Here is a 12,978-nt window from a genome sequence, read left to right on the forward strand (position 1 = left end):
TTCTTGTGCGGCGATGATCGCCCGGCGACGGCTCGCCACACAAGACGGATGGGCAAATATCGCTCAGGCGTCCTCGTCGCTCATCCAGCGGACCAGATGCTGCATCGGGAACATGCCGTCATGCGTGCCGCCCGCGACATGCTTGGCCGCTCCGCCAAGCCGCACCACCCGCTGCGCGCCCGCATTGGCCAGCCGGTCGCGCAGGGCGCGCTTGCGCTCGGGCGGGTAGATACCGATCGTCTGGGTCGCCACATTCACATGACGCACGGCATCCTCCAGCGACGCGACATGCACGACATTGGCGGTCTTGTTGCTGGGGTGGAAGTCGACCGGCTCATTCGTCAGGATGACGAGGCCCCGGCCATCGGGCTTCCCCCAAATCCTGCAGTCGTCCCCCATCAGTTGCAGCATCTCTATCTCGTCGCGGACATCCATCGGGAGCGGCTGCGCCACCGCCGACGCGGTTTCCCGATCCACGCCAAGCCTTTCCTGCAACCGCGCGCAAAAGGCTTCGATCCCCGCACGATCGCCCTCGACGAACAGGAAGCGGCTGGCAAGGCACGCTTCTTGGTTCATCGTCGCGACATCGATCGCCGCCGCTTCCGCCACCTGCCCGATAACCTCCGGCGACATGAAGCCTTCGAGGCCGATCATGGAGATCGACGTCTTGGGATCGAAGGACACCATCTGCAGGCCAGGCCCGATATATTGGATGACGTTGCGAATGGCATCGCCGCCGCCCCAAGCGACGATCTTGTCGAAATATTGGGGGCGGTAGAGCGTTCCTTCGATCCGTGCGTCGCCGCCGCGCCAGTAGACCGCCGACATGGATCGAACGACCGGATGGTTCGGGTCGACATCGGCCATGGTGCGCAGCATGGCGACACAGGTGAAGGGATCGCTCGACGGCATCTTGAAGAGGTTGACCGCCTTCACCAGCGCGCCCTGCGCGATGGAAGAGATACAACCCGTCGGCGAATTGCCCGCCAACATATGCACCATCCGCGTCGGGAAGACGCGCAGCGCCCCGCGATTGCCATGGGCATCGGCGCGCTCCACCCATCCGTCCAGCGCGGCGGGATGCAGGAAACTCGTCTCTATGCTGCTCATCAGGCCATCGCGGGTCAGGAAATGCCGGGCGCGGCGGAAAAGATTTTCGACCACGCGGCGCGGCAACGGATTGACCTTGACCGTATGTTCGAGCGCCTGGGCAAGATAGGGATTGGTCTCGAAATCCATCCGCTGCCCCGCCTCGACCAGGAAATCGACGATCTCCGTGGTCGGCACGTCATAGAGCGGCGGCAGTTCCGAACGCGGCGTCACCAGCGCGTTGAGGTCGATCGCCGGCGTGGCGAAGTCCACGCCCAGGTCGCGCGAGCGATGCCGGACCGCATCGTCCTCGACCAGTCGCCCGCGCACGAAATGATCAACCTTGATGGGTTCGACGGCCGTGTCGCCTTCCAACGGCAGCTTCTTTTCCAGGACGGTCATGCCACACCTCGCACATAGGCATCGACCGTGCCCGCACAGCCGATCTTGTCGTCGCCTTCCATATCCGCGAAGCGGACGATCGTGTCGCTAATCGACGGCCCAGCATTGCCGCAGGCACAGGGCCGGTAATCCAGGGAAACCCTGTCGCCAGTAATGACGCCGCCCCAGCGGCCATCGAGCGACAGGTCGAAGAACGCGGCGCGCCCTTCCACCTCGCCATCGCAACTATGCTCGATCAGCGCATCGCCTTCCTTGTTGAGGATCATCGGCACGATCCAGGGCGGTACATGATAGCGACCGCCGCCCGGACATTTGGGCATACCGCTGTTCAGTTCCTGCATGGAATAATTCTGGAAATGCCGCCCTTCGGGAATATTGAACGTCTCATGCACGAACTGCTGATAATCATCGGGCAGTTGCGCGCGCTTCAATCCCCCTCCGATATAGATGCAGTTGTCCGGGTTGAAATCCTTGGCTGAATAGCCGCGTTCCCGAACTTCTTTTGCGACATGGTAGAGCGCGTTCCACATGCCAGCGATATAGAGCTTGTCGGCGCGATGCTCGATCATCGCGTCCGCCGCCACATGCCCGGCGCGATCCATCGCATCCTGCCGCACGCGCGATGTTTCTTCCAGCTCGGCGATGTCGCCGGGCAATGCCGTCCCTTCCGCGATCGCCTTCCGCAAAACGACCATGCGGGTCAACGACCCGACGGTGATCGGCGGAACCGGATAGTGAAACATCTCCTTGTCGGGATCGCCGAACGCCTCGCGCTGCGCCTGCCCGATAATCTCGTTCCTGGGCACTTTCGCCACCGGCGCGAGGCCCATGATACGACGGTCACGGGCCGGCTGTACTCCCGATCCCCAGGCGAAGACATTGACGGTATCGATCTTCGACCAGTCCATATCCTTTTGTGAGGCGATCAACATCGCCGACTTGCCGGTCGTGCCGCTGGAGCAGGAGACATAGTGGCCCGCGGCCTGGAGCCGATCGATCCAGTCATCCACATCCGTGATATTATCCAGATCAACCTCAGTCACTGGATAGGCCGAGATGGTGTTGAGCCATTGGGTCAACTTGTCCCAGCGTTCCTGCATCAGCCAGACTTCGGGATAGCTTTTATAGGCCGTGTGCGGAAAGAGCAGCTTCACCGCGTCGTCCAACGATCGCACCGCGTCGATGCCCGCCTCCCGCGCCCGGTGGCCCAGCAGGCGGATGCTGTCCTTACGCTCCTGGAAACGCTCGTCGAGGGCCGCGATTTGCACCGCGCGCAACTCTTCATACGGCATGTTGAACCTGTAGTCCAAACTGACGAGTCCGGTCAGGCGATCGGCCTGCACACCCATATCCTGCTCCTTGCCTTGGGATCGTTGGCGCATTAATAGCACCTAATACGTTTCATTATGCATGATTCGCAAAAACCGGCAAGGGCCATAATGATGCTGGTCATGAACAGCTTCTCATCGCAGCGCGCCGGTCGCGCAGGACGCCCCACCCGCGAGCAGGCGCAGGCGCGCCAAGGCGAACTACTCAACGTTGCGCTCGACATGTTCCTCGACAGGGGATTCGAATTGACAACGATGGAGGGCATCGCCGCCGCCGTCGGCATGACCAAGCGGACCATCTATGCGCGCTACCCGGAAAAATCGGCCCTATTTCTGGCGGCCGTGACGCGCGCGATCGAGCGCACGGCAACGGCGCCGGACGACTTACGCGCGGCGGAAAGCACGGACATCGAAACCACCCTGATCGCCGTGGCGCGGCTCCGCATCGCCGATCTTTCGACGCCCGAAGGGGTGCGCCTGCGGCGTATCGTCACAACGGAATCCTATCGGTTCCCCGAATTATTGATGCTGTCCTACGACCGGGGCGCGCGACCGATGGCGGAATATCTAGCCGATCTGCTCCGGCGTCACGATAGCGCCGGGGCGATTTGCGTGGAGCGGCCGGACATGGCAGCCAGTCTGTTCATGACCATGGTGCTCGGCGGGCCGGTGCGGCTGATCGCGTCACCGCAGGCCATGAGTCCGATGGAAGTCGACGAATGGGTGCAAGCCGCGGTGCGCCTGTTCCTGAACGGCGTAAAAACAAGATGATGGACAGGAGGCGAGGATGGGATCGGCCTATTGGGGCGAGCCTGTTCCTGACATTGGGGCGCGGCCCCCACAATATGGAGGTCATACGCCTATGAGCGAGCGCCAGAAGGTGGCCGTAGTCACGGGAGCGAGCGCCGGCATCGGCAAGGAAGCGGCGCGCGCACTGCTGGCCAAGGGATGGAGGGTGATTGGCGTCGGCCGCGATCCGGTGCGCTGTGCGGAAACCGAAAAGACGCTGTCGGCCACACCCGGCACGAACTTTCATATGATCCGGGCGGACATGATGCTGCTGTCGGAAACAGCACGGGTCGCACAGGAAATTGCCGCGCTGGCGCCTGAAATCGACGCGCTGCTCAACAATGCCGGTGGTGTTCATGCCGAGCGGATCATCACGCCGGAGGGGAATGAGGCAACCTTCGTTTCCAACCATCTTACGCCCTTCCTGTTGACGCAAAAACTGATGCCGCAGTTGCAAGCAGCGGCAACACGACAAGGAACGGGCGCCGTCCGAATCGTCGCGACATCATCGACGGGACATGAGCATTGCGACGGGATGCGCTGGAACGACCTGACCTTCACCGACGATTTTGTGGGCGGCGCGGCCTACTGCCACGCGAAACTGGCCAACATCCTCTTCACCCGCGAATTGGCGCGGCGAACGAGCGGCACCGGCATCGTCGCCCACGCCATGCATCCGGGGGTCGTGGCCAGCAATTTCGCGACCCACTGCGATGCACCGATGCGCGCCTATATGGAATCGATCGCCGATAGCGCCCTGTCACCGCGCGAGGCCGCCGACACGCTGGTCTGGCTGGCGAGCACAGAGGAGCCGGGCCGGTCGAGCGGACTGTATTTCCATCAGCGCACCGCCATCATGCCATCGACGGCCGCACAGGATGATGCCGCCGCCGCCCGGCTCTGGACCGTCAGCGAGCAGTTGGTGGCGGGCTACTGAAAACGCGCAATGACCTGGGGCAGGTCGGCCGTGGTGCGGATGCCCGGCGGAGCCTCGCACAGGGCCGCCACGGCATTGACGGCGCGATGCGCGGTCAGGCCCGGCGTGAAGGCGGCATAATCCTCCGGCGCGACGGGAAAGGAAATCGCCACGTCGAGCGGCGTGTCGCCTTCCACCAACATGTGCCAGCCCGAAGGCCTTAGCGCCCAGTCGGTCCGATCAATCTCCCGTCCGCAATACCAGTTGGCGCGAAAGCGAAGCGCGGCTCTGCCGCTCCTCAGGCCGGATACCGTGATCCGCTGCGCCGCCACGGTGCCGACGGGAACCGTGCCGGCCGCGATCCCGATATCCCGCGTGGCGATACCAAATTCCCCCATCGCCTCCCATTCGTCGATGGCGACGCCCGTCGCGGCGGCCAATTGTGCGAGCGATCCGGCGAAATCCTGCTTCACATGCGCGATCTGGCCGGGATCGAAGGATTGCGGCGCGCGGCCGAAACCCATGATATCGAACAGCAGCGCCGGTGAATTGCGGCTGGAGAGATCCGCATATTCGTCGATCGTCAGGCAATCGAGCCGCCGCGAAAGCGACAAAAGCGGCAGGGGCAACGCCTCCGTCACGAAGCCGGGACTGGAGCCTGTGCTATAGATGGAGCTTTTGCCGGCTCGACAGGCCGTCTCGATCCGGTCGCGCACTGTCGGCGCCATGCTCGGCGGGTGATGAAAATCGCCGCGCGTGGTCACGACATTCTTGCCGGATTCCAGCAGGCGGCACAATTCGTCCAGATCGGTGCCCTGCCGCATATAGAGGACGCAATCGGCCGGCGTATCGATCAAATCGTCGATCGACCGGGTCGCCAAAATGCCGCAGGGCGGCAAGCCTGCGAGCGTGCCCGCATCCTGACCGGCCTTGACATCCGAGCTGACCCATAGGCCGACCAGCTCCAGTTGTGGATGCTCGATCACCGTGCGCAACGCGCGCGCGCCGACATTGCCGGTCGCCCATTGAATGACACGATAGCGCCTGCCGCCGGTCATCACCCTCTCCTTCCGTCTTTTACCGTCAGAATTTCGTGCTGGCCTGCACTCCCCAGGTCGCGGGCGCACTCCAGACATTGCCGACGCCGAAATTATTATACTGGACCTGGGTCCGATATCGGTTGTTGGTCACATTGTCGCCGAAGACGGCGAGCGATATCCGGTCGCTGGGATCGGTCCATTCCGCGCGCAAGGCCAGCACTTCATACCCCTTTTGCGGGAATTGCGTGCCGGAAGGACCAAAGTAGAATTTCGACGTGTAATAGAGGTTGCCGGACAGGGCCAGCGATCCGCCGGCCAAGGCAAGCGTGTAGCGAGCGCCGACATTGCCGGTGAATTCCGGCGTGCGCTGCATCGGCACATCGCGCAACTGCGTCGGGATCACCAGGAAGGAAACTCCCTGTGCCGCGCAGGACGGCAAGGTGCAGCGGGTATAGACAGGCGCATCGACGAAATTGGTATAGCGGCCATGGGTGTAGGCCGCGCCCAGATTGACCTGGAAACGGTCGGTCAGGCGATAGGCCAACTGTCCTTCAAGCCCATATATTTCCGACGAGGCGGCGTTGATGATCTGGGCCGAGGGCGGATTGCCGCGATAGAGCGACACCTGCAGATTCTTGTAATCATAATAATAAGCCGACAGGTCGAAGGAGAGGCGCCGATCGTCGAATTTGAAGCCGACCTCATAGGCGTCGATATCTTCCGGCGCCACGCGGTTCCCCGTATTGCCCCCGACATCGAGGATGCCCGCCTTGTAGCCTTTTGAATAAGAAGCGTAGACGCTGGATTCCTCGCTGGGCTTGAAGCGCAGCACGGCGCGCGGCGTCACCTTGTCCCCCTTGAGCACCGGCACATAAGTGCGCACGCCTGAGAAGGGGACGATATAGTAAGGATCGCGCACTTCGTCATGGCTGTAGCGCGCGCCGACCGTCAGGAAGAGCCTGTCGGCGAGCGTATAGGTCGCATCGGCGAAGGCGGCATAGGAACGGGTGTCCGTACCCGATCCGCCCATCGCGATGCTGGCCAGCGGATCGGCAGCGCTGGGCTGGCCAAGGCGCGTACCCCAATGGTCCCTGTTGCGGAAATAGAAGAGACCCGCTGTCCATTGCAGCCGGCCGCCGGGTTTCGACGTCAGCAACAATTCCTGCGAGAACGTCTTGCTGCTGACTGGAATGTGCAACAGGAAAATCGGCGCGGCCGTATGGTCGAGATCCTCCACGATCAACGAGCGTTCGTCGCGATACTGGGTGTAGGAGGCGAGATCGGCAAAGCCCAGATCCGCCTTCAGGGTCGCCTGGACGACATCATTGTTCGATCGGAACACGGAAGGGCCGGACGTGGCGACCTCGTTCGGATCGGTTGCGTAGAAGCTGGATGGCAAGTTGGTGCCTGCGCCGCCAATATCCTTGCCGACATAGATGTTCGTGTTCATCAACGTCGGATCATTGGTGTCGCTATGCACGTAGCGCAGCAGCAGCGAGACCGCGTCGCTGAAATCGAACTTCAAACCCGTGCGCAGCGACCAGTTGCGATAGCGGCCGTCATTGTCGCTGCCAGTGGTGATGTTGTGGACGAAGCCGTCGCCACGCCGGAACATGGCTTCGACGTCCGCTGACACATTCTCCACCACGCCGAATGTGGCATAGCTCTGGAGGCCGATGGAATCGAACCGGCCATAGCTGACGCGAAACTCGCCATGGGCATCGGATGTGGGTTCGGCCGTGGTCAACAGGATCGCGCCGCCCGTGGTGTTGCGACCGAATAATGTGCCCTGCGGCCCCTTGAGCACCTGCACGCCGCGCAGGCTCATCAACTGAAAGTCGGCCGCCAGCGGATTGGGTGAATAAAAGCCGTCGATATAGATGCCGACATTGGCCCCGCCGCCCGAACTGGCGACGGCCGTCCCGACGCCACGAATGGTGGGCTGCACGAAGGTCGCGGCACTGTCGAACCGCAACGCCGGCGTCACATTGGCGATGTCCGACAGTTGATTGGCGCCCGCGCTGGTCAACTGGTCGCTGTTGATCGAGGTGATGCTGATCGGCACGTCGCGCGACAGTTCCGCGCGGCGCTGGGCAGTGACGACGATCAGATCGGACGCTTGCTCGGCGGCGGCATCGCTGTTTTGTGCGTGGGCTGCCTGCGGCAAGGCAGGCAGCATCAGGGCAAGCGCCAGTCGCGATGCCATGACCTGATATGTATGAACCCTCATAGTCACCTCCCCAGGGCGATGCACTGATTACCCCAGCGCTCACCAGTCATGTAGGATGGTGATATGTGATCCCGCCCCCATTTTCTGGAACCAGCCCGATTCTATCGCCCCCGCGTTACAGCGCCCGTTCAAGGGCCGATATAGCCCAGCCCTTCCTGCCGTGGATCGGGAGAGTCCGACCGCCAGCGCACCGATCCGAATGGCCGCTCCAACCTTCGCCGCACCCGCAATCCGCCCGGACTCCGATTGAAGGATCCTGCCCTGGACTGAACAGCTTTGTCAGCCTGAGTGAAGCGTTCGCGCATGTGAAGATAATCGCCCCAGGTCGGGCATTGATAGCGTTCGGTCCAGAGTGCCGGATCGGCGATGTCGCGCGCAATCGACCAGTTGAACCCGCCGTTGCGCAATCGGGTGCGTTGCACCTCCAGCATCGTTCCGTAGAAATCGCGGGCGCGGGCCGGATCGACATCATAGTCGATTTCTATGATGACCGGACCGGATCGGCGGGTCAGCGCCAACCCGACCTCCGGCTCATTGCCCAGAATGAAAGGTTCGACATCCGTCTCATCCAGCGCAGGCAGCGGGAACAGCCAGCCGATCAGCGGCATCACAGCCATTGCCACCCCCGACAGATACAAGGCCATGTCGACTGACAGGCGCACTGCGACCGCGCCCCATAGAGCCGCGCCGATCGCTATACCGCCCGTCAGCGCCGAGGAAAAAAGCGACAGCGCCCGGGCAGTCACCCAACGCGGCGCCGAAAGCTGCACAGATACGTTGAAAAGCGCGATGGTAAGGATGTTGGCGCCGCCCGCCAGCGCCAGCGCGAAACAGGTCAGCGGCAGGGCTCGACTGGCCCCCGCGAGCGCGAGCGCACCGCCACCCAGCAGCGACAGGACAGCCGTGATCCCCTGCGTTCCAAAGTGATCGCGCAGGGGACCAACGAGCAACGCACCTGCAACCGCGCCGACACCGCTGGCGCCCAGCAGCAATCCGTAAATGGCCGCATCCCCCCCGAGCAGGGTCTTCGCGATCAAGGGAGCCAAGGCCGCCGCCGACGCGCCTGCCAGGCCGAACAGAAAGGCACGCACCAGTACAATCCGGATCGGCGCGGCATGTAACGCATAGCGAATGCCCGAGACGATAGCTCTGTGCATTTGCTCGGGCGGCAACCGGGAAGGCAGCGGCGTCCGCCGCCACAGGAAGAAGGTCAACAAAAGCGGCAGATAGCAGAAGGCGTTGACGGCAAAAGCCGCCTGCGCACCGGCCGCCAGTACGATCGCTCCACCAAGCGCCGGCCCGAAGCTACGCGCGACATTATAGCTGATCGTGCCGAGCGCGATCGCCGCGGGAAGATGCGCCGCCCCCACCTGTTCGGTGATCGAGGATTGCCAGGCCGGCGAATAGAGCGCCACGCCGGACCCGATCAGGAAGCAGAAGGCCAGGATGAGCCAAGGCGTCGCGTGACCCGCGCTGCTGAGCAGCGTCAGCAGTGTGGCGCTGGCGGCGGAGAAGGCGAGACCGGTCATGGCGATCCGGCGGCGGTCGAACATATCGGCAAGCGCGCCGGCGGGCACGGCCACCAGCATCAGCGGCGCCATCAATGCGGTCTGGACCAGCGCCACCATCCCGGCAGACGGCGTCAGCCGCACCATTTCCCATGCTGCGCCCACGCCCAGGATCAGTTGACCGAAATTAGACAGCAGACTGGCCGTCCAGATGCGCCGAAAGACTGGTTCGCGCAGCGGCGCGAAGCTGCCTGCCATATTCTTCTCCTTCCGCGCCATCCTTGTGCCCGCGGCCCGTCCAGCGTCCATCCCAAGGACGCGCCCTCCTGCATCAATCGCCCGCGCGATAGGCTTGACGGTGGCCCCGCGCCTCCGATCCATGCGATAGCCGAACCAAGACAGAAGCATGGGAGATGAGCTTTGGCCGATGCCTTCATCATAGACGCCGTCCGTACGCCCCGCAGCATCGGCAAGGTCGGCAAGGGCGCACTTTCGCACATGCATCCCCAGCACATCGCCGCGAGCGTGCTCCGCGCGATCAAGGACCGTAATGCACTGGACACTGCCGATGTCGATGATGTGATCTGGGGCACGAGCGCCCAGATGGGCCTGCAGGGCGGCGACATGGGCCGGATGGCGGCGCTTGACGCGGGTTATGATATCCGGGCGTCGGGCGTCACGCTCGACCGTTTCTGCGGCAGCGGCCTGACCGCCACCAACCTCGCCGCCGGGCAGATCATGGCCGGCATGGAAGATGTGGTCGTGGCGGGCGGGACCGAGATGATGTCGCACGTCAATGCCTATGGCCAGTCGCTCCGGGAGGCCGGGATCAAGTCCGTTGGCGGCCTTGGCACGGGCAATCTGCGACTGCAGGCCAGGCACCCACAGTCGAACCAGGGCGTCGCGGCCGACGCCATCGCGGCCATGGAGGGGATTACGCGCGCGGAACTGGACGCCTATGGCGCGGAGAGTCAGCGCCGCGCTGCCGTCGCGATCGCGGAGGGCCGGTTTGCACGATCGACCGTACCGGTATTGGATGATGACGGCGCGGTGATCCTGGACCGCGAGGAATATCCGCGGCCAGGGACGACGGCCGAGCAACTGGCAGACCTCAAACCCGCCTTCGCCGCCTTCATCGACATGCCTTCAAGGCCTGAGGGACCGACATTCCGCCAGCTCATCAACCAAAAATACCCGGACCTGGCGATCGAACCGCTACATCATGCCGGCACCTCTTCGGGCGTGGTCGACGGGGCGGCGGCGATCCTGCTGGCATCGGGCGACTATGCCCGGCGCAGAGGGTTGAAACCCCGCGCCCGCATCGTCGCGACCGCCAATATGGGGGATTGTCCGACGCTGATGCTCAATGGTCCGGTCCCCGCAGCGCACAAGGCGCTGGCTAAGGCTGGCCTGACCAAGGACGATATCGACGTCTGGGAAGTGAATGAGGCCTTTGCCGTCGTCACCGAAAAATTCATCCGCGACATGAAGATCGATCGAACGAGGCTCAACCCCAATGGCGGCGCCATCGCGCTCGGCCATCCGATCGGGGCGACCGGCGCCGTGCTGATCGGAACCGCTCTGGACGAACTGGAGCGAAGCGGAGGACGCTATGGCCTCATCACTATGTGTGCCGCAGGTGGCATGGCTCCAGCGATCATCATCGAACGTGTCTGAACGACACAAGCCACAAATCCCCGACTGCGCTTTGCAGGACGAGCTTTCTTTCGTTTCGCCGCGATGGCGCTATGCTGCGCGCACAATGGCAAAACCGATCGACGACCTGCTGGCCGAAGACCCAACCGCCCTGATGCGCAATGCGTCACTCAAGCTGACGGTGATCGCGCGGCAATTGCGCGCGCATTTCGATCAGAGCGTGGCCCTATTGGACGTGACGCGATCGCAATGGACGGTGATCGCGGCGGTTGCCCGTTATCCTGGATCGACGCAACGCACGATTGCCAGCATGTTGGAAATTGCCGAAGCTTCCGCTGGCAGGCTGATCGACCGGTTGTGCGCTGACGGCCTGCTCGAACGACGCGCCAAGGATGACGACCGTCGTGCCCATGCCGTTTATCTGACCGACGCGGGCCAGGCGATCACGTCCAAGCTGGCAGGGATCGCGCGGGCCAATGAGGACGTCGCTTTCGCCGGCTTCGACCATGGCGACCTGCTGCGCTTCAACGCGCTGCTGGACACCATCTCCGAGAATATCTCAAAGAGCTGAAGCGAGACGCGAGAAAGGGCCGCCTTCCTGCGAAGGCGACCCTTTCTCCATTCGTGCGGAAAAGATCAGTGCGCGGCCAGCAGGTCCCGCTTGGAAAGGCTGGTCGTCAGCTTGCCGTCGGCAGCGGTCAGGCTTGCCGCCGGGACCGAGACCATCTTTCCGTTGAGGATGATCTGCGCCGCACCATCCTGACCGATGCGATATACGGCCGCCAGACGATCCCCTGCGGCGGTATAGAGCATCTTGCCCTTGTAATCTGCAGCGCTGAGCGATGCATTGGCAAGCTGCACTGTATCGTCAGCAAAAGCCGGAGCGGCAAGGGCCACGGAGAGCGGAACGATCAGCGCGAATTTGGCGAAACGGGTCATAACGGGCCTCTTTAAGAAAATGAGATCGACTCACTTAACACTAACCTAGGTTAGCTATTACTCCTTTAATGTCAAGCTAGCTTAGTATTATTTTTCGCACCTGCGAGACCGCAGGAGCGAAATAAAAAGGGCGCCTCGAACAACGAGACGCCCCTATCGGAGTGGCGAGATGAGCAGCGTCAGCGCGGAGGAAAGCGGATCGCACCGTCAATGCGGAAAGTCTGGGCATTCACATAGCTGTTGCGCGCAATTTCCATGACCAGGCTGGCAAACTCCTCCGGCTTGCCCAGCCGCCGGGGGAAAGGCACGCTGTTGTTGAGGCTTTCGTACATTGCGGGATTCATATCCTTGAACCGCAACATGGGCGGCGTGGCGAAGATGCCCGGCATCACGGCGTTAACCCGGATGCCCAGTTCCATCAGGTCGCGCGCCATCGGTAGCACCATGCCGTTGACCCCGGCCTTGAGCGATCCGTAGGCAACCTGCCCCACCTGACCATCCTGCGCCGCCGCGCTGGACGTGAGGATGATAGTGCCGCGCTCTTCATCTTCCAGCGGATCGAGCGCGGCCATGCCAAGGGCGGCGATCGACACCATGCGGTAGGTGGCGACCAGCACGCCATCGGCTGACAGCGCATAATCCTCGGTCGACAGCCGCTTGAAACCGCCCGTTTCCTTGTCCCGGCTGACGGTCTTCCCCCCCTTGGACACAACCGCGCAATGAACCAGAATGCGTTCCTGACCATGAGCGGCACGCGCCTTTTCGAAGCCGGCCAATGCGCTGTCCTCGGAAAGGATATCAACCTTGCAGAAAAGCGCTCCGACCTCCGCCGCCACGGCCTCACCCTGGCTTTCATTGATGTCGAAAATCGCGACCTGCACGCCGAGCGCGCGCAGCGCCTTTACCGTGGCAAGGCCCAGGCCAGACGCCCCACCCGTCACAATGGCAGAAAGCGAAGAGTCGATGTTCATGGCAGTCCTCCGGGATCCTTGCGCCCTTGCTATCGACCCGCCTCCTCCCCTTCTCAATCCCCCGTTCCCTATATCGTGGCGGCGTTGAGGGCTGCTGGCCCATCGCGCTA

Annotated in this window: 11 protein-coding genes; 4 read left to right on the forward strand and 7 right to left on the reverse strand. The window is 62.8% G+C overall.

What is annotated here, in order from left to right; translation table 11 throughout:
• Positions 1 to 63: 63 nt before the first annotated feature.
• Positions 64 to 1,491 (reverse strand): acyl-CoA reductase, encoded by a 1,428-nt coding sequence (locus tag MOK15_RS18215; protein ID WP_242933136.1) that lies wholly within the window; start codon positions 1,489 to 1,491, stop codon positions 64 to 66.
• Positions 1,488 to 2,873 carry a hypothetical protein gene (locus MOK15_RS18220; protein ID WP_242933137.1) on the reverse strand — a complete coding sequence of 462 codons (1,386 nt, stop codon included), beginning with the start codon at positions 2,871 to 2,873 and terminating at the stop codon, positions 1,488 to 1,490. Before MOK15_RS18220 ends, MOK15_RS18215 begins: the two co-directional genes overlap by 4 nt.
• Positions 2,874 to 2,942: 69 nt before the next feature.
• On the opposite strand from MOK15_RS18220, the gene MOK15_RS18225 reads away from it, so the two are divergent.
• Together MOK15_RS18225 and MOK15_RS18230 are read left to right on the forward strand one after the other, a co-directional pair.
• Complete coding sequence (locus MOK15_RS18225) at positions 2,943 to 3,590, forward strand: TetR/AcrR family transcriptional regulator (RefSeq protein ID WP_242933138.1); 648 nt, start codon at positions 2,943 to 2,945, stop codon at positions 3,588 to 3,590.
• A 91-nt stretch (positions 3,591 to 3,681) separates the two neighbouring features.
• A complete protein-coding gene (locus MOK15_RS18230) occupies positions 3,682 to 4,545 on the forward strand; it encodes an SDR family NAD(P)-dependent oxidoreductase (protein ID WP_242933139.1) in 864 nt (287 codons plus the stop codon).
• Here the strand turns inward: MOK15_RS18230 and MOK15_RS18235 are convergent.
• From MOK15_RS18235 to MOK15_RS18245, 3 genes are all read right to left on the reverse strand, one after another.
• Positions 4,539 to 5,582 carry a dihydrodipicolinate reductase gene (locus MOK15_RS18235; protein ID WP_242933140.1) on the reverse strand — a complete coding sequence of 348 codons (1,044 nt, stop codon included), beginning with the start codon at positions 5,580 to 5,582 and terminating at the stop codon, positions 4,539 to 4,541. The two genes, MOK15_RS18230 and MOK15_RS18235, sit on opposite strands and share 7 nt — an antisense overlap.
• A gap of 25 nt (positions 5,583 to 5,607) precedes the next feature.
• On the reverse strand, positions 5,608 to 7,794 hold the full coding sequence (locus tag MOK15_RS18240; RefSeq protein ID WP_242933141.1) for a TonB-dependent receptor: 2,187 nt from the start codon (positions 7,792 to 7,794) through the stop codon (positions 5,608 to 5,610).
• Between the two features lie 128 nt (positions 7,795 to 7,922).
• Positions 7,923 to 9,560 carry an MFS transporter gene (locus MOK15_RS18245; RefSeq protein ID WP_242933142.1) on the reverse strand — a complete coding sequence of 546 codons (1,638 nt, stop codon included), beginning with the start codon at positions 9,558 to 9,560 and terminating at the stop codon, positions 7,923 to 7,925.
• Between the two features lie 162 nt (positions 9,561 to 9,722).
• Here MOK15_RS18245 and MOK15_RS18250 point away from each other — a divergent pair, with 162 nt between their 5' ends.
• Both MOK15_RS18250 and MOK15_RS18255 read left to right on the forward strand, forming a co-directional pair.
• Complete coding sequence (locus tag MOK15_RS18250) at positions 9,723 to 10,979, forward strand: acetyl-CoA C-acetyltransferase (protein ID WP_242933143.1); 1,257 nt, start codon at positions 9,723 to 9,725, stop codon at positions 10,977 to 10,979.
• Positions 10,980 to 11,064: 85 nt separating this feature from the next.
• Complete coding sequence (locus tag MOK15_RS18255) at positions 11,065 to 11,529, forward strand: MarR family winged helix-turn-helix transcriptional regulator (RefSeq protein ID WP_242933144.1); 465 nt, start codon at positions 11,065 to 11,067, stop codon at positions 11,527 to 11,529.
• Positions 11,530 to 11,594: 65 nt separating this feature from the next.
• Here the strand turns inward: MOK15_RS18255 and MOK15_RS18260 are convergent, their stop codons facing one another.
• Complete coding sequence (locus MOK15_RS18260) at positions 11,595 to 11,897, reverse strand: hypothetical protein (RefSeq protein ID WP_242933145.1); 303 nt, start codon at positions 11,895 to 11,897, stop codon at positions 11,595 to 11,597.
• A gap of 179 nt (positions 11,898 to 12,076) precedes the next feature.
• On the reverse strand, positions 12,077 to 12,868 hold the full coding sequence (locus tag MOK15_RS18265) for an SDR family oxidoreductase (RefSeq protein WP_242933146.1): 792 nt from the start codon (positions 12,866 to 12,868) through the stop codon (positions 12,077 to 12,079).
• Between the last annotated feature and the right edge of the window lie 110 nt (positions 12,869 to 12,978).

Source organism: Sphingobium sp. BYY-5 (assembly GCF_022758885.1).
Taxonomy (GTDB): Bacteria; Pseudomonadota; Alphaproteobacteria; order Sphingomonadales; family Sphingomonadaceae; genus Sphingobium.